The 16,555-nt window shown below is 62.6% G+C and carries 16 protein-coding genes, 1 tRNA gene and 1 pseudogene; 10 read left to right on the top strand and 8 right to left on the bottom strand.

Annotation, left to right across the window (positions count from 1 at the left end):
- The first annotated feature begins 15 nt into the window (after nt 1-15).
- A complete protein-coding gene (locus MU551_RS15165; RefSeq protein ID WP_247046020.1) occupies nt 16-369 on the top strand; it encodes a hypothetical protein in 354 nt (117 codons plus the stop codon).
- 293 nt (nt 370-662) lie between these two features.
- On the opposite strand, the pseudogene MU551_RS15160 reads toward MU551_RS15165, so the two are convergent.
- Together MU551_RS15160 and MU551_RS15155 are read right to left on the bottom strand one after the other, a co-directional pair.
- A pseudogene (locus MU551_RS15160) lies at nt 663-893 on the bottom strand (recombinase family protein); the annotation flags it as partial.
- Nucleotides 824-1,045: a hypothetical protein gene (locus MU551_RS15155; protein WP_247046018.1), complete on the bottom strand. Its 222-nt coding sequence runs from the start codon at nt 1,043-1,045 to the stop codon at nt 824-826. The gene MU551_RS15155 and the pseudogene MU551_RS15160, both read right to left, overlap by 70 nt.
- A 131-nt stretch (nt 1,046-1,176) precedes the next feature.
- Between MU551_RS15155 and MU551_RS15150 the strand changes: the two genes are divergently transcribed.
- The 4 genes from MU551_RS15150 to MU551_RS15135 all read left to right on the top strand — a co-directional run bounded on the left by MU551_RS15150 (nt 1,177) and on the right by MU551_RS15135 (nt 3,155).
- Nucleotides 1,177-1,578, top strand: coding sequence for a hypothetical protein (locus MU551_RS15150; protein WP_247046016.1), 402 nt, complete (start codon nt 1,177-1,179; stop codon nt 1,576-1,578).
- Nucleotides 1,579-1,654: 76 nt separating this feature from the next.
- On the top strand, nt 1,655-2,101 hold the full coding sequence (locus MU551_RS15145; RefSeq protein WP_247046014.1) for an OsmC family protein: 447 nt from the start codon (nt 1,655-1,657) through the stop codon (nt 2,099-2,101).
- Nucleotides 2,101-2,475 carry a hypothetical protein gene (locus tag MU551_RS15140; RefSeq protein WP_247046013.1) on the top strand — a complete coding sequence of 125 codons (375 nt, stop codon included), beginning with the start codon at nt 2,101-2,103 and terminating at the stop codon, nt 2,473-2,475. The genes MU551_RS15145 and MU551_RS15140 overlap by 1 nt, the downstream gene beginning before the upstream one ends.
- Nucleotides 2,472-3,155: an ArsR/SmtB family transcription factor gene (locus MU551_RS15135; RefSeq protein ID WP_247046010.1), complete on the top strand. Its 684-nt coding sequence runs from the start codon at nt 2,472-2,474 to the stop codon at nt 3,153-3,155. Before MU551_RS15140 ends, MU551_RS15135 begins: the two co-directional genes overlap by 4 nt.
- Nucleotides 3,156-3,165: 10 nt before the next feature.
- Here MU551_RS15135 and MU551_RS15130 read toward each other — a convergent pair whose 3' ends face one another.
- A complete protein-coding gene (locus MU551_RS15130) occupies nt 3,166-4,626 on the bottom strand; it encodes a dihydrolipoyl dehydrogenase family protein (protein WP_247046008.1) in 1,461 nt (486 codons plus the stop codon).
- 407 nt (nt 4,627-5,033) lie between these two features.
- Nucleotides 5,034-5,107 (bottom strand) — tRNA-Arg (locus tag MU551_RS15125).
- Nucleotides 5,108-5,386: 279 nt separating this feature from the next.
- Here MU551_RS15125 and MU551_RS15120 point away from each other — a divergent pair.
- Nucleotides 5,387-7,213: a phosphoenolpyruvate carboxykinase (GTP) gene (locus MU551_RS15120; protein WP_247046006.1), complete on the top strand. Its 1,827-nt coding sequence runs from the start codon at nt 5,387-5,389 to the stop codon at nt 7,211-7,213.
- A 110-nt stretch (nt 7,214-7,323) separates the two neighbouring features.
- On the opposite strand, the gene MU551_RS15115 is transcribed toward MU551_RS15120, so the two are convergent.
- Nucleotides 7,324-7,818 carry a hypothetical protein gene (locus tag MU551_RS15115; RefSeq protein ID WP_247046004.1) on the bottom strand — a complete coding sequence of 165 codons (495 nt, stop codon included), beginning with the start codon at nt 7,816-7,818 and terminating at the stop codon, nt 7,324-7,326.
- Nucleotides 7,819-7,955: 137 nt separating this feature from the next.
- Here MU551_RS15115 and MU551_RS15110 point away from each other — a divergent pair, with 137 nt between their 5' ends.
- From MU551_RS15110 to MU551_RS15100, 3 genes are all read left to right on the top strand, one after another.
- Nucleotides 7,956-8,480 carry a PadR family transcriptional regulator gene (locus MU551_RS15110; protein WP_247046002.1) on the top strand — a complete coding sequence of 175 codons (525 nt, stop codon included), beginning with the start codon at nt 7,956-7,958 and terminating at the stop codon, nt 8,478-8,480.
- Nucleotides 8,477-9,283 (top strand): alpha/beta fold hydrolase, encoded by an 807-nt coding sequence (locus MU551_RS15105; protein WP_247046000.1) that lies wholly within the window; start codon nt 8,477-8,479, stop codon nt 9,281-9,283. The genes MU551_RS15110 and MU551_RS15105 overlap by 4 nt, the downstream gene beginning before the upstream one ends.
- A 114-nt stretch (nt 9,284-9,397) precedes the next feature.
- Nucleotides 9,398-10,681, top strand: a complete 1,284-nt coding sequence (locus MU551_RS15100) for an SAM-dependent methyltransferase (protein ID WP_247045999.1) — start codon at nt 9,398-9,400, stop codon at nt 10,679-10,681.
- A 38-nt stretch (nt 10,682-10,719) separates the two neighbouring features.
- On the opposite strand, the gene MU551_RS15095 is transcribed toward MU551_RS15100, so the two are convergent.
- The gene (locus MU551_RS15095; protein ID WP_247045997.1) at nt 10,720-11,271 is read right to left on the bottom strand and encodes a hypothetical protein; all 552 of its coding nucleotides are present in this window, start codon (nt 11,269-11,271) and stop codon (nt 10,720-10,722) included.
- A 13-nt stretch (nt 11,272-11,284) separates the two neighbouring features.
- Complete coding sequence (locus tag MU551_RS15090; protein WP_247045995.1) at nt 11,285-12,703, bottom strand: phosphomannomutase/phosphoglucomutase; 1,419 nt, start codon at nt 12,701-12,703, stop codon at nt 11,285-11,287.
- A gap of 123 nt (nt 12,704-12,826) precedes the next feature.
- On the opposite strand from MU551_RS15090, the gene MU551_RS15085 reads away from it, so the two are divergent.
- Nucleotides 12,827-15,058, top strand: coding sequence for a RecQ family ATP-dependent DNA helicase (locus MU551_RS15085; protein WP_247045993.1), 2,232 nt, complete (start codon nt 12,827-12,829; stop codon nt 15,056-15,058).
- A 58-nt stretch (nt 15,059-15,116) separates the two neighbouring features.
- On the opposite strand, the gene MU551_RS15080 is transcribed toward MU551_RS15085, so the two are convergent.
- Complete coding sequence (locus MU551_RS15080; protein WP_247045991.1) at nt 15,117-16,547, bottom strand: MFS transporter; 1,431 nt, start codon at nt 16,545-16,547, stop codon at nt 15,117-15,119.
- Nucleotides 16,548-16,555: the final 8 nt, after the last annotated feature.

Below are 16,555 nucleotides of genomic sequence, written 5' to 3'. Positions count from 1 at the left end.
TCGTACCGAAGGCCCATGAATGTCACCGAGCCGGAGGCAGTTCGCGCCTACTTCTTGGAGGATATCGACGGTCTCATCCATGGCCGTCAGTGTCACGAGTACGATCTGATCTTTGACCGGGTTCCCTCTGATCTTGACTCAGTGCTGGTCTCCTGGATCAAATCTGTTATCGCAGCCGGTGCCGAGCTCGCGTGGTTCGCCTTCGATGGGTCCTTCGACTTCAACCACATTCTGACGGAAGATGTGGCCAGGCAAGTCTTTGCAGTCGGAACGAATCAGGGCATCGAACTCGCTGTTGAGGACGAATATCGCCGAGGATCAGACTGGGCGGACCGGCTTAGCGATGTGAGGGACCAACTCGGGCTGTGAAGGCAAGGATCGGTGCTACTTGGGGCTTAGAAAGCAGGCATTCCTGGCAGTTGAGCAACTCGCTGAGATCGCACTGCGAACAAGATCCGGGCACCGCGTCCCGGCGGTTCGATCTGCTGCGGTGATCTGAGCAGAAACACACGTCACCTCAATTCAGCAACAAACCAATGCCCAGTGCTCATCAACTTGGCGGCTCACGACATGTTCGTGAGTATCGGGCCGGTACCGAATACTCATACGCTCGCATGCCAAGCCGTAGCAGCGTTTCAAACGTCGACGGCGCGACTGGTGGCCTACCGGGTCAGGAGCTTTTCGCCGTCGGGACGCAGTTCCCCGGTGGGTGAGACGTGCCGGTAGAGGGTTGGTCGGGTGATGCCGAGTTCGGTGCAAAGTTCTCCGACTTGGGTTCCGGGTTTACCCATGGAGGACGCCGCGAGCCGGAGTCTGGCGGGGGTCATTTTGTACGGACGTCCGCCGTTGCGGCCACGGGCCCTGGCGGCAGCAAGGCCGGCAATGGTGCGCTCTCTTCGGCTGCCCGGTCAACGTCACTGACGTGTGCGATGCTTCGATTCGCCGACGAATAGATTACAGAAGCACGGTTCCTCGCCTGCTCCCATGAGGCGTCCGACATCGTCAACTGCCCATCCTCAGCGATCCGACCCTGATCCGGTTCCATGCCTTCCTCCTTTGAACAGGAGTAGCGAACAAAAGCACCATATTGCAGAGGACTACCGACCGACCAGTGCTCTAGAGTCCTCTGCACAACTCCTATAACCACGGGAGCTTCTGTGCAGTCAGCTTGGGAAAATGACACCACAGGCACCCCTGCATCCTCCGCTTGGCCGCATGGAGAACTCCTGGGACAAGGCCGTTACATGGGGCGCCTACGCGGTTGCCGGGACGTGGGACGGCACTGAGTTCACGCAAACACGAGACCCGATCCCCCTGTCTCTTTTTGACCCGCCACGTCCTACCGCTCCCGGGTTGGGGGAGGGGCCGGCAGGAGCAGGGACTGAGGCGCAGCTCGAACTGATTCGAGACGAGGTTCACTCTTCCCATGGCGGCACCATCCTGATTTCCGAGATCAGGAATGGGTACCTCATCCTCGATGTCTTCCACGACGACGGCGCCCTTCAAAAAGAAGTGGACGCAAGGCACGGGTCCAGTCTCATCCTCGTGCGGTCGGCGCTGAAGCCCGCCAGTGGATAACGTCGGAGAAGAAACTGTGAGGCAGGCTTGCATAGTTCGGGCCATCCCGAAACGATTCGGGCATAGCGTTGGGGTCATGACAATGCATAGGTATCGGACGGCATTGACCTGGTCCGGGAGCACCAAGACATACGAGGGCTACGGCCGCGGCCATGATGTGAAGATCGGGCCTGCTCCACTGCGATTAAGTGCAGATGAGGCTTTCCTGGGGGACTCGGAATTGGCGAATCCGGAACAGATGCTGGTTGCGGCTGCGAGCTCTTGCCAGCTGCTGTCGTTCCTCGCAGTTGCTGCCCGCTCCGGCGTCGACGTGTTGAAGTACCTGGATGATGCGGAAGGTCAGATGCCGGTGAATGATTCGCCGATGCGGGTTACCAGGATAACGTTGCGGCCGCACGTGGTGGTGCGCGGTGGAGATCCCGAGCGGGTGGAACGGCTGCTGCATAAGGCGCACCAGCAGTGCTACATCGCCAACAGTCTGATAAGTGAGGTCGCACTCGAGCCAACCGTTGAGGTCATCTGATGTTTGATATCAGCCTTCCGGTGCCCGACGGGGCACGCTCTCTTGCTGGTATAGGCCAGGTCCTCGGAGCTGCCGGCGTCGGCCTGGAAGGTGGCGGAATGTGGTCCGGCACCTCGCACTACCTCGTTGGCAATGCTGCTGCCGCCGTCAGTGCTCTGGACAGTGCAGGATATGGTCCCGTTATGGTGCAGCCTGTCGTAATCGCCGAACTCGAGGCGGATGTGCCGGGCGCCCTTGGACTCCTCATGATGCGGCTGGCCGAGGCCGGAGTGCAGCTGAAGGCTCAGTACAGCGATCACGACAACCGGAAAATCCTGGTGGTGGACGATCCCAAAAAGGCACGAGCGGTGCTTGGCGAGACCGCGGACCAATGAGCGGTGAGCCGGAAATCGCCGTCCCGGCGAGAGCCATGGGAGATCCAGCACGTGCCCGGATGCTCAGCGCCCTTCTCGGGGAACGCGCCCTGTCCTCAGGAGAACTGGGCCGCATCGCACGGCTGTCTCCTTCGAGTACCAGCGAGCACCTGCACGTCCTCGCTGAGGCAGGCCTGGTGCTTGTCGATAACCAAGGCAGGCATCGGTTCTACAGGCTCGCCAACAGTGACGTGGCTCGCGCCATCGAGTCGCTGCAAGCGATCGCCCCTCTTGCCCGGATCAGCTCGCTTCGACAGCACCGCGCATCCCGGGAGATGCGGGAGGCCCGCACATGCTACGACCATCTGGCCGGAGACCTGGGGCTGAGGCTTACAGACCTTCTGCATCAAGGGGGGATCATTGACGAGCTTGTTGTGGGAAGTGTCGGACAAGCGCCGGAACCATTTCCCGATGATCACATCGTCAGGGCTTTAGGACTTCGCGAACCTGACGGGAGTCGACGCCCCTGGACCCGTGGATGCCTGGACTGGACCGGGCGGCGGCCCCACGCAGCCGGTCAGGTTGGCGCGCAGGTGCTCGCGGCTTTCCGAACCAACGGATGGATCACTCCACGTCCCGATACCCGCGCCGTGCAGCTCACGGCGACCGGTGAACACCTTCTGCAGGAGCTTGAGAGCTAGAAGCCGCGTTTCACAGCCCGTACTTTTCCAGCAGACGCAACCAGACCTCGCTGACTGTGGGGTAGGACGGGACGGCATGCCAGAGACGGTCCAAGGGAACCTCACCGACAATGGCGATGGTGGCGGCGTGGAGTAGCTCGGAAACATCCGGTCCCGCGAATGTGGCGCCGAGGACGACTTGCCGATCCTCATCGATCACCAGCTGGGCCCATCCCTCATAGCGTTCTGAATGGAGGGCAGACCCCGCAACCTGAATCGGTAGCTCTACTGAGGAGACCCTGTATCCATCCCTTTCCGCATTGGCCAGGGACCTACCCACCGATGCCAGTTCGGGGTCCGTGAACACCACGTTTGGGACCGCGTGCTCGTTCGCGGTCTGGGCAAAACGGCTCCAAGGTGCCGGAGTTCCTTCCAGCTCTCCCTTGGCGCGGGCGGCGATGGCATCGCCGGTTGCCCTGGCCTCGTACTTGCCTTGATGCGTCAGCATTACGGCACCTGCGGCATCACCAACGGCATACAGCCAAGGGCCAAATCCGTCAGTATTCGTCAGGTGCTCCACCAGTCCGCTGGCATCAGTGCTGAGCCGCAGAGTCCCATGTCCGTCCGGCTTGAGCCCGATGCTTTCAAGCCCCAGTCCCTCGAGCGCAGGGCGGCGGCCGGTCGCTACGAGAAGCTTTTCCACAGTAGTGGTGGCGCCGTCGTCAAGGAGAAGGGTCACGGAACCGTCGTCGTTGCCGGTTACGCTGACGGTCTTCGTATGGAGGCGAAGCTCGACGCCGTCAGCCCGGAGGCCGGAAGCGGCCAGTTCCGCGGCTTCCGGTGGGAAGCTGCCCAGCAACGCTCCACGGGCAACCACAGTGACCGAAGATCCCAGCCGGGCGAAGGCCTGCGCGAGTTCAGTCCCGGATACCCCGCCCCCAAGGATCCCCAGCGATTTCGGTATGGCCTGGGCGGAGGTAGCTTCCCGAGTGGTCCAGTAATCCAGGTCGGCCAGGCCTTCCAGCGCAGGAGTGTGCGGCGAGGAACCTGTGGCGAGGACGACCGCCTCGCGAGCCGTGAGCAGGTGGCTGACGCCGTCGAGTCCTGCTACCTCAACGGTGCGTGGACCTGTGATCCAGCCGTGGCCGCGAATGAGTTCGATACCCGAATCGTCCACCCATTTGACCTCCCTGCCGTCCTGCCAGTTGCTGGTGAAGTAGTCCCTCCGTTTGAGGACAGCCGCGGCGTCGAGGGTTCTGGTTACCGCCTCTTCGGCGCCTGGCACCGTCTGGGCGCCATGAAGCGCTGTTCCGGAGCGGATCAAGGCCTTGGAGGGCATGCATGCCCAATAGGAGCATTCGCCACCCACGAGTTCGGCTTCGACCAGGACGGTGGTGAGCCCGCCTTGTACGGCACGGTCCGCAACGTTTTCTCCAGCCGCCCCGGCCCCGATCACAATGACATCGAATTCCCGGACGTTTTGCGCCATCATGGCTCCAGACTACGCCCGGGCGGAGGATGCACCCGACGGCCGCGACATCTGTCGGCAGGGGGATCCTGACACGGCGGCACCCTGAACACCTAGACCGGTATATAGTCCTCCTGGCTTTGGAGGCAGCCCGATGACACGCCTCCAGGTGCTGAATTGCATGGAGTGCTGTGCCAGATGCCTGTCGCATTGCTGGAATTGCGCTCCGGGCGCCATAACAGGCGCCATATCAGGCGCGAGAACAAGGGGACACCTTGTGGCCGGGGCTGCAAGTTTGAGGGGTAATGGGGCGATATTGGGCGAAGCCCTGGGTTTGCGGATGTCACCGCGCCCCCGGATTTGCCGCGGGGCTCCTGACTCGCCTGACAAGAAAATCCGCACCGGCAGGCCGGTGCGGATTTCGTGTACTGTGCGCCCAAAGGGATTCGAACCCCTGACCTTCTGTTCCGTAGACAGACGCTCTATCCAGCTGAGCTATGGGCGCATTCGCGGCTCTTGGAGAACTTCGCTCTCTGCCGAACCTCGAATTACTTTACGCGAGAAGCGGCCGTAGTTCCAAATCGAAACATATGTAATCTGCACAACTAGACCGGTCTATGTGAGCTTACTCACAAAAAACCTGAATTTTGATAGCGCTCTTCCTTGAATTCACGCGGTTTTTCCATTCACCCTTGTGTCCCGCCCTGCGTTAAGGCCGAAATTCACAGGCGTTTGGGCACCTAGCATTTAGGACACACCACTGAACCCGAGGAAGGGAACCGCAATGGGCGATCTGGCGCGACTGCCGCTGCTTGAGAAAGCACCAACCACACATGCCGGCCTGCTGGCGTGGGTCGAGGAGGTTGCTGAACTTACCCAGCCTGCCCGCATCCACTGGGTGGACGGCTCCGAAGAGGAAAATACCAGGCTCACCGACGAACTCGTCGCTGCCGGCACCCTGACCCGCCTCAACCAGGAATTGTTCCCCAACTCCTTTGCGGCTTTCTCCGACCCCGCGGACGTTGCCCGCGTCGAGGAGCAGACCTTCATTTGCTCGCAGAACAAGCGCGACGCCGGGTTCACCAATAACTGGATGGCCCCGGATGAGATGAAGGAGAAGCTCCGCGGTCTCTTCGCCGGTTCCATGCGTGGCCGCACCATGTACGTCATTCCCTTCGTCATGGGACACCTCGACGCGGAGGATCCCAAGTTCGGCGTCGAGATTACCGACAGCGCCTACGTTGTTGCCTCGATGCGCATCATGGCCCGCATCGGCACCGAGGTCCTGGACCGTATCACGGCAACCAACGCCTTCTACGTTCCGGCACTCCACTCCCTTGGTGCACCTCTCGCCCCCGGCGAGGCCGACGTCGCCTGGCCCTGCAACCCGGACAAGTGGATTGTGCACTTCCCCGAAGAGCGCTCCATCTGGTCGTTCGGTTCCGGCTACGGCGGAAACGCCCTGCTGGGCAAAAAGTGCTACGCCCTGCGTATCGCTTCAGTCATGGCCCGCGATGAGGGCTGGCTGGCCGAGCACATGCTCATCCTCAAGCTCACCTCACCTGAGCAGAAAACGTACTACGTCTCGGCGGCCTTCCCGTCCGCCTGTGGCAAAACGAATCTTGCCCTCCTGGACCCCACCATCGATGGCTGGAAAGTCGAAACGCTCGGTGATGACATCACCTGGATGCGGTTCGGCAAGGAAGGCGAACTGCGCGCCGTCAACCCGGAAGCCGGCCTTTTCGGCGTAGCTCCCGGAACCGGCTGGGGCACCAACCCCAACGCCATGCGCGCCATCGCCAAGGGCAACAGCATCTTCACCAACGTCGCATTGACCGACGATGGCGGAGTCTGGTGGGAGGGCATGACCGATGAAGTTCCTGCCCACCTCACGGACTGGCAGGGGAACTCGTGGACGCCCGACTCGGACGCGCCCGCGGCTCACCCCAACTCGCGTTTCTGCACCCCTATTGACCAGATCGACATGCTGGCCGAGGAGTACAACAACCCGGACGGCGTCGAGCTTTCGGCGATCCTGTTCGGCGGACGCCGCAAGACCACCATCCCCCTGGTTACCCAGTCGTTTGACTGGTCCAACGGAATTTTCATGGGCTCCACCCTCTCCTCGGAAACCACCGCGGCAGCGGCGGGTGCTGTAGGCGTTGTGCGGCGTGACCCGATGGCCATGCTTCCGTTCATCGGGTACGACGCCGGTGACTACCTCAACCACTGGGTGAACCTTTCGGCCAAGGCAAACCCGGCGCGGCTGCCCAAGATCTTCCTGGTCAACTGGTTCCGCCGCACGCCGGAAGGCGGATTCGCCTGGCCTGGTTTCGGCGACAACGCCCGCGTCCTCAAATGGGCCATGGAGCGCCTCGAGGGCAAGGCGGCCGCCGTCGAAACACCCATCGGGTTCGTTCCCACCGGGGATTCGATTGACCTGACTGGCCTGGACATGACCCCTGCCCAGGTGGAAGAGGCCGTCCGCGTGGACCCGCAGGAGTGGGCCACCGAGCTGGCCTCTATCGAGGATTGGTACGCGAACTTCGGCGGCTCGCTGCCCGATGCACTCCAGGCCGAACTGGCCCGCCTGAAGGCCCGCCTCAGCTAAATCGCCACCGCCTTAGGTGGAGGCCCGGTTACGACAGCGGCTCCGCACTTTTCCTCGGAAAGGTGCGGAGCCGCTGCATTTAAGCTGCTTTGGGGGGATCAGAAGAGGGATCACCTGTCCGGGTCGGCCGGTGTCCGCATCCCGCTGTAGGCCGCTGCCACCCCTGCAAAGAAAATGAGGACGGCGAGGTAGACCGGGCCGAGGTGTCCAAGCGTCGCAAGCCCCCAGGGATAGTGGGCGGGGAGGGCAATCACGAGTCCGACGACGGTGACGATAACGGCTGTGGCGAATGCCCACCGCTCTCCGCGGCGGACGCCGTACCAGGACAGGCCTGCGAGGGCCAGGCCGGTCGCCGCGATGAAGCCGCTGAGCGCGATGTGCAGATGGCTGATGTAGTGATACAGCTCCGGGCTAAACGCCTCGACCTCCGCCTTCCCCTTATCCACTTGTTCGGGCCCAATGCCCAGCTCAAGGAACGTGCCCGTGAAGTTGAGCGTCAGGAAGACCGCGGCGTACCCCACGAGGGCCAGTCCTGCCAATGTCATAAGGGTGGATCCGGCCTGGAGGCGGGACTGTTTCCCTTGGGGAGTTTGGACGGCAGGCATGGCCACCACACCCTTTCCACTACAGGTAGCTATCTGAATAGCATGCTCCCGAAGGCGGACAAGTCAAGAGAACCCTGCTGCCCCTGCCACATATCTACTAGTTGACAAGTCCACTAGTAGATATGTCACCATGAGACATGACACTTTCCCGCCTGATTCTGGGCCTGCTCAGCCTCGCACCCATGACGGGTTACGAACTCAAGAAGCACTTTGACGCGACAGTAAACCACTTCTGGTCAGCCGATAAGGCGCAGATTTACCGGACCCTGGCAGCGCTGGTCAAGGACGGGTTCTGCGTCGCCGAAACCGTGCAACAAGATGGTCTTCCATCGAAACAGGTGCATCGGATTACCGAGCACGGGAGGGCGGCGCTCCTCGAGTGGCTGGAAACCGAGTCGTCTCCTGACGCGGAACGCAATGCCTTCCTTGGGCGGGTGTTTTTCGCAGGCCAGCTCGATAAGGAGCAGCTGCACAAGCTGTTTGACCGCCGGAGGGAGACTGCGCGCAATTATCTTGCCTCGCTGCAGGAGCAGTTGGCTGCAAGCCCTGCGGCGAATCCGGGGGAGGCGCTCTTCTTTCAGCTGGCAACTTTGAGGAACGGGATCCGGCATGTGAAAGCGGAACTCGAATGGCTGGCGGACATCGAAAAGGAACTGGTATGAGTACGCACGCAGACGCTTACCCCGAGGTCCATCCCAGGTCAGCGGATGTCGGCGCTGCTGCAGGAGGGACGATTGTGTTCCTGCACGGCGGAAACGTCGCCAACTGGATGTGGGACCCGCAGGTCAAAGCACTTCGTGACTATCGGATCCTCACCCCCGATATGCCCGGTTTTGGTGGCAGGGTGGCGGAGGAATGGACAGACCTGGCCGGGACAGCGGATGCTGTGGCCACCTTTATTGCCGAGCATGCGGAACCGGGTCCGATTCATGTCGTGGGCCTATCCATGGGCGCCGTCGTCGCACTTCACCTCATCGCCAGGCACCCCGGAATTGCGTCTTCCGTGCTGGTTAGCGGAGCGGTCGTTTCTGAAGTCGGGGGAGTCACGCGATTGCTCTCGGCCCTGCAGTTCGCCTTTTGGGAGAGGGCGTGGTTCTGGCGAGGGCAAGCCAAGGCGTTCCGGCTGCCGAAGGATTCCGTGGAGTTGTACGTCCGCCATGGATTGTCGGTTCGGCGTTCCAACGCTGAACGGATGCTCCGGGAGGTGTATGCGGGCGCAGTCCCTGAGAATCTGGCGTCATTCCCTGGCCGTTTCCTGGCCGTGGCAGGGGAGAAGGAGCCAGCTATTGTCTCTGCTTCGTTCGCAAGCTTGGGATCTCTGCTTCCTGACGCAGAGTTCAGGCTGGCCCCCGGAATGCATCATGTCTGGAATGTGGAAAACGGAGAACTGTTCAGCGCCATGGTCCGCCGTTGGGCGGAGGGCGAGGTGCACACTGGTTTGCTCCCGGCCGCGCCATCCCTCTAGATGCTTTTGGCACGCGGTGACCGGGGCGTGTCTTCCGCCCCGGTCACCTGACGTTGAACCTTCCGAGGAGTAGGTTGGAGTTCAGTCCATGGCATGGGGAGAGAGGCAACGCAGATGACGAAAACCACGGGTGTGGCACCACGGCTCGCGCAAGCGCTGGCTATTGTGCTGGGAGCCGAGGACATTCCCGTTCGGGTACAGGCTTGGGACGGTTCTGAGGCTGGCCCACCGGACGCTCCTCTGGTCTTGTTCCGATCCAGGCGGGCTCTGCGGCGGATACTGTGGTCACCGGGGCAGCTTGGACTGAGCCGGGCGTATGTTTCAGGCGACATCGATGCTCCGGGTGACATCTTTGAGACTTTTGCCGCATTGAATTCCATTGCGAAGTTTGCCGAGGGTGCCCCTGCCCGCTCATTGAAGGTTCGTGAAGTCCTGAAGCTGGTCAGGACGGCGGTCCGGCTGGGTGCACTAGGGCCAAATCCGGCGCCGCCCCCGGAAGAAGCGAATGTCGGCCGCCACGGCCGGCGGCACTCCAAGAAAAGGGATGCCGCGGCGATTTCCCACCACTACGACGTCGGCAATGACTTCTACGCGTTGGTGCTCGGTCCGTCGCTGGTCTACTCGTGCGCCGTATGGGAGAACGAGCAGACCGGCCTTGACGCAGCCCAGGAGGCCAAACTCGATCTTGTCTGCCGCAAACTCGGCCTGCAGCCCGGCATGCGGGTGCTGGACGTTGGTTGCGGCTGGGGCAGCTTTGCCCTCCATGCCGCCCGGCGCTACGGCGTCGACGTCGTCGGGGTAACCCTTTCGGCAGAACAGGCGGCATTGGCCAGCAAGCGGGTGGCCGAAGCCGGGCTGACCGACAGGGTGGAAATCAGGATCCAGGACTACCGCGATGTCAACGACGGTCCCTTTGACGCCATCAGTTCCATTGGAATGTCCGAGCATGTCGGCAGCGAGCAGATGCCACGGTACACGTCCCAGCTCCGCGACCTGTTGCGTCCCGGCGGCAGGCTTCTCAACCACGCAATTTCATGGAACGCAGGGCCCACGGATCCGGACCCGGACTCCTTCATCCCCCGGTATGTTTTCCCCGACGGCGAGATGCTCAGCTTGGGCGAAATGGTCACGGCCCTTGAGGCGGCGCGCTTGGAAGTGCTGGACGTTGAAGCCCTACGCCGGCACTATGCGCTGACGCTCCGGGCCTGGGTGCGGAATCTGGAAGATCACTGGGACGAAGCTGTAGAGGCCGGCGGTGCAGGACGCGCACGGGTATGGCGGCTGTACATGGCCGCTAGTGCCCTCGGCTTTGAAGACGGCACCACGGGCGTCAACCAGATCCTGGTTCAGAAGACCGGAGGGGACGAGCCGCCCCTGCGGCGTACGGCCTGGACCTAAGTTTTGGGGCGTACGTCCTGGACCCAGTCCAGGGGTGGCTAGTCCACCCAGACTGTTGGTTCATCCGAGTCGGCTGCGAGCTGTCCGAAAATCAGCTCGCCCGAGTCGGTATCCATCGTGTAGGGAAGAACGGCGGAAAACACTGCCCCGTCCCGGTGCTCTGTCGCCACGTGGATGGCGTCGGTGTCATCTTCAAGCAAGGTGATGTCACAGACCACTGCCGCTGCCCGGAAATCGTCCCGGTTCTGCTTGAGCAGCTCCCGGAGGTCGCTGATCATCGAATCGGCGTCAAAGTCGGCGTCGGACCCGGCCGGAGCGTCCGACGGCGTGACCGCCACCAGGCGGACCTCGCCGTCGTTCTCCACAACGAGCGCAAACGGCAGGAACCCGCCGTTCCGTCCGAGTTGTTCCTGGGCGGCGCCGACGCCGGTGCCCAGCAGGTTTTCCAGATCCGTCGCTGTGGACGGGGCAACGGAGCTGCGCCAGGAGGTTTCCGACTCGGCAGTGCCATGCTCGGAGGCTTCAGGCCGGGATGTTCCGTGCAAAGCGGCGTCGCCGGACGTACTGGTGTTGGGGGATGCATCAGTCATGGCAAACGGCGGGCTAGCTCCGGACCAGGGCGAGGACCCGGTCGCGCAGGCTTTCCATGGTGGCCCTGTCCTTGGCTTCAGCGTTGAGCCGGAGGAACGGCTCGGTGTTGGAGGGGCGAAGGTTGAACCACCAACTGCCGTCCCTGGCGGTGAAGGTGCTGCCGTCCATGTGGTCGATCTCAACATCTTCATTCTCGAAGTTGGTGCGGACCCGTTCTACTGCCGCAGCTTTGTCCTCGATTTCGGAGTTGATTTCCCCGGAGGACACGTAGGGCTCGTATTCGCGGCCGAGTTCGGACAGGGGACCCTGCTGTTCACCCAGAGCGGCCAGCACGTGCATGGCGGCGAGCATGCCGGTGTCCGCGTTCCAGAAGTCGCGGAAATAGAAGTGTGCCGAGTGCTCGCCTCCAAAGACGGCGCCTTCCTCGGCCATGACTGCCTTGATGAAGGAATGGCCCACTCGTGTGCGGACGGCGCGGCCGCCGTCGTGCTCCACGAGTTCTGCCACTGCCTTTGATGTCAGGAGGTTGTGGATGATGGTGGGCGTTTCCTCGCCCAGCGCCTTGGCACGGGCAATCTCGCGCCGAGCCACCATGCCGGTAATAGCCGACGGCGACACCGGCTCGCCTTTTTCGTCGATCACAAAGCAGCGGTCGGCGTCGCCATCGAAAGCCAGGCCGATATCTGCCCCATGCTCGACGACGGCGGCCTGCAGGTCCCGGAGGTTTTCCGGTTCCAGGGGGTTGGCCGGGTGGTTCGGGAAGGAACCGTCCAGCTCGAAATAGAGGGGAACGATCTCGAGGGGAAGTTTCGGCAGCAGGGTGTCGCCCAGGACAGCAGGAGTGGTGAGGCCGGCCATGCCGTTGCCCGCATCCACAACGACTTTAAGAGGGCGGGAACCTGTGAGGTCCACCAGGCTGCGAAGGTATGTGGAGTAGTCCCTGAGAACGTCATGGACGCCGATCTGGCCGCGGCTGGGGGCGGCAGGTATCGTGCCCGCTGCGAGGTACTCCTCCGCCAGAGCCTGGATCTCTTTCAGCCCGGTTTCCGAGGAGATGGGAACGGCTCCGGCCTTGGCCATTTTGATGCCGTTATAGGCTGCCGGATTGTGACTGGCCGTAAACGTGGCTCCTGCCGCGTTGAGGGCGCCACAAGCGTAGTAGAGCTCGTCGGTGGAAATAAGGTCCAGGAGCTGCACATCGGCTCCGCGGGTGGCTGCGCCGTTGGCAAAGGCTTTGCTGAACTCCGGGGAAGAGGGCCTCATGTCTCCGCCCACAAGGACCGTCTGGCCTTCAAGGGCCAGGATGTCAACGAAGGCTGCCCCCACGGCTTCGACGATTTCCGCGGTGATTGATTCGCCCACGATGCCACGAACGTCATAGGCCTTGAAGGCAGCCGAGAGGTCAAAAGTCTTTGTCTGGTCGCTAGTCACGCGTCCCATCTTACGTTGAAGCGGGAAACACCCTGTTCCCTATTCCGGGGCAGGCCTGTCCCGTTATCCACATGGACGGAGGGTATTCTTTGGGCTGTCAGAGGTGGCTGGGATACTGAAGCAATGCTCAGCAACCGAGATGCCCCTGCTTTCCAAGACACTGCTCTCCAAGACACTGCTCTTCATGACACTGTTGCCGATACCGGATCTGTGTCGTCATCCGCCTCTGCGATTTACGGCGAGGCGCTTGACGTGTTGCGGGAGCTTGTTGGCCATCCCGGTGCGGACTTCCACGATGGCCAGTTTGAGGCTATCGAGGCACTCGTTGGCGATGGGCGCAGGGCGCTCGTGGTCCAGCGAACCGGTTGGGGGAAAAGCGCCGTGTATTTTGTGGCATCGCTCCTGCTCCGCCGTCGCGGTGCCGGCCCCACCCTCATCGTGTCCCCGCTGCTTGCACTCATGCGGGACCAGGTGGCCGCCGCAGCACGGGCCGGAGTCAGGGCTGTCGCCATCAACTCGGCCAACCAGCTCGAGTGGGATACCGTCCGGGAGCAGCTGGCGGCGGACGAGGTGGACGTGCTGCTGGTGTCACCCGAGAGGCTCACGAATCCCTCGTTCCGGGAGAATCAGTTGCCGGAGCTGATCCGGCGGACCGGCCTGCTTGTCATTGACGAAGCCCACTGCATTTCGGACTGGGGGCACGATTTCCGACCCGACTACCGACGCATTGCGGACCTGATTACCGAACTCCCATCTACTGTGCCGGTTCTGGCCACCACGGCCACCGCCAACTCCAGGGTGGTCCACGACATTGAAGAACAGCTCGGCACGGATGTTCTGACTATTCGTGGCGCCCTGGGCCGGGAGTCCCTGCGGCTGGGGGTGCTCAACCTGCGCGATTCCCGCGACAGGCTGGGGTGGTTGCTGACGCATCTTTCGGACTTGCCAGGAAGCGGCATCATTTACACGCTTACCGTCTCCGCTGCAGAGGATACCGCGCGGCTGCTGGCTGAAGCCGGTCACAAGGTCCTGGCCTATTCGGGGCGAACGGACCCCGCGGATCGGGAACGGGCCGAACAGCAGCTTAAGGACAACCAGGTCAAAGCCTTGGTTGCCACCTCCGCCCTGGGCATGGGTTTTGACAAGCCGGATCTGGGGTTCGTTGTGCACCTTGGAGCCCCGTCTTCGCCCGTGGCGTACTACCAGCAGGTTGGCCGTGCCGGTCGCGGGGCAGCCAACGCTGACGTACTTCTTCTGCCCGGATCCGAGGACCGGGATATCTGGCAGTACTTTGCCACGGCGTCCATGCCTTCCGAAGAAAAGGCTGCTGCCGTCCTCACTGCGCTGGCCGACGCCGGAGCCGCTGTGTCCACCGTAGCCTTGGAAGCACGCGTGGACCTGCGCCGGACGCCGCTGGAGCTGCTGCTGAAAGTTCTGGCCGTGGATGGAGCAGTGGAGAGGGTAGGCGGAGGCTGGCGCGCAACGGGGTTGCCCTGGGTCTATGACTCGGAACGCTACAGCCGTATCGCTGAAGCACGGGTGGACGAACAGGACTCCATGGTCATCTACCAGGACACCGCCGGATGCAGGATGGAGTACATCACCTCCGTCCTCGATGATGCGACGGCGCGTGCTTGCGGACGCTGCGACAACTGCGCGGGGCGCTGGTTCCCTACCGACATCAACGCCTCCGCAACTGAGGCAGCGGGGGCCACGCTTAGCCGGGCAGGCCTGGCCTTGGAACCCCGTCTTCAGTGGCCCACCGGGATGGACCGGTTGGGTGTGCCGGTGAAGGGCAAAATCAAAGCAGATGAGAATGTGGCTGAGGGACGTGTTCTTGCAAGGCTCACAGACCTTGGCTGGGGCGGGTCCTTGCGCGAGATCTTCGCATCCGGTGCACCTGACCGGGAGATCGATCCGGCGATGCTTCAGGCGTGCGTCCAGGTTCTTCGGGAATGGGGTACGGGCAGCGAGCGTGTGCCGGGCTGGAGCGGGGCTGGCCGGCCGGCTGGAATCGTCAGTATTCCCTCCCGGAGCAAGCCGGCCTTGGTGGAATCCTTGGCCGAAGGCATTTCAGGGATAGGCCGCATCCCGTATCTCGGACAACTCCAGCTCGAGCACGGAGGTCCTACGGGAGGCAGAGGAGGAAACAGCGCTTACCGGCTCGCCGGTGTCTGGGACCGGCTGGTCGTAGGACCGGACCTCGCTGCTGCCCTCGAACCACTCTCCGGCCAAAGCATCATGCTTGTGGACGATCTCACAGACAGCCGCTGGACCGTCACGGTTGCTGCCCGCGCGCTCCGGCGAGCAGGCGCCGGGGCTGTTTTGCCGCTGGTGCTGGCGCAGGCGGGCTAAGGCGCTGACGATCTAAGCGGAGTCGGACGAAGAGCGGTCGGACGAAGCGGTGGCAGGCCTAAGACGCCGGCTTCCGTTCGGTCTGCCGCCCCCGGCTGACTTCGGCGCCAGCGTGGCGTTGCAGGGACAGGCTGTCCCAAGTGCTGAGGAGCATCAGGGCAGCCATCGCCAGGAAGGCACCGCGGTATGGTGCGGTGTCATCCACGCCCAGTGCGCCTGTGCTTTCAAAAATGCGCAGGAAAAGTGCACCCAAGGCTATGCCCGAGCCGGCGGCCAACTGCACCAGGGTCGCGGACACCACGTTGGCCGACGGCAGCTGCGCCGGGACGATGTCGGCATATTGCACAGACGCGTAAGCCGAGAAGCCAATGGAACGGGCTGCTCCGCTCACCACCAGAAGCACAGCAATCAGCGCTTCTGGGGTGGCGGCGTCGAGCATTGAACATAAAACGAAGGTAATGGCCGAGGCAAAGGAGGCAAACACCAGCACAGGCTTGAAGCCGAAACGCCGGATCAGCGGGGTGGTGGCTGGCTTGATGCCGATGTTTCCGGCGAATACGGCGGCGACCATCGCTCCGGCATGCAAAGGATCCCATCCGAAAGCGTCCTGGAACATCAGGGGAAGCAAAAACGGCACGGCGCTGATGGTGAGCCGGTAGATGAAGCCTCCGGTGGCCGTTGCGCGGAATGTCCTTGTGGAAAAAACTTCCAGATCGAAGAGGGGATGTCCGCTGCGGCGCATCCAGCCGGCAGCAGCAGCGAGGAGCGCCAATCCGAATCCGACGACAGCCCAGGGGAGGACATCAGAAGGATGATGGCCTGCGAACTCCAGCCCCACCACTACGGACCCCACGCCCAACGTTGTGAGGGCCAGTCCGGGCCAGTCAAGGCGGCGGTCCCGATTGCCCGCTCCTTGCGGAACCAGCCGCAGCGCAACCAGGAAGGCGCCAAGCCCCAGGGGAATGTTGATCAGGAAGATCCACTGCCACGACAGGTAGCTGGTCAGCGCCCCGCCGATGACGGGAGCCAACACCGGTGCCAGAAGCCCGGGCCAGACGAGGTAGGCGGTAGCGCGCAGCAGGTCCTGCTTGGGTGTCCCCCGGAGCACCACCAGTGTTCCTACCGGGACCATCATCGCGCCGCCTGCGCCCTGCAGGATCCGGCTCAAGGTCAGCATGGTCAGGTCCTGGCTGAGGGCGCAGAGCAGGGAAGCAGCCGTAAAGGTGGCGATGGCGACACAGAAGACGTTCCTGGCCCCGAGCCTTTCCGCCAGCCAGCCGCTGATGGGAATCCCCATGGCCACTGTCATGAGGTAGGCCGTCATTGTGACGTTGACGTCGGTCGGTGCAACGGCGAAATCTGTGGCGATACTCGGAATGGCGGTGACCAGCACGGTGCCGTCGAGGAATTCCATAAAGAAGGTGGCCGCCACAAGCAAGGCAAGCCGGGGGCTCCAGGAGGCTGCCGCCACACTGCTGTTGTTTGCCATCCGCCTAT

Source organism: Arthrobacter rhizosphaerae, assembly GCF_023062595.1.
Taxonomy (GTDB): domain Bacteria; phylum Actinomycetota; class Actinomycetes; order Actinomycetales; family Micrococcaceae; genus Arthrobacter; species Arthrobacter rhizosphaerae.
Note: the sequence above shows the minus strand (reverse complement) of the source record. Positions and strands in the feature narration are given on the sequence as shown.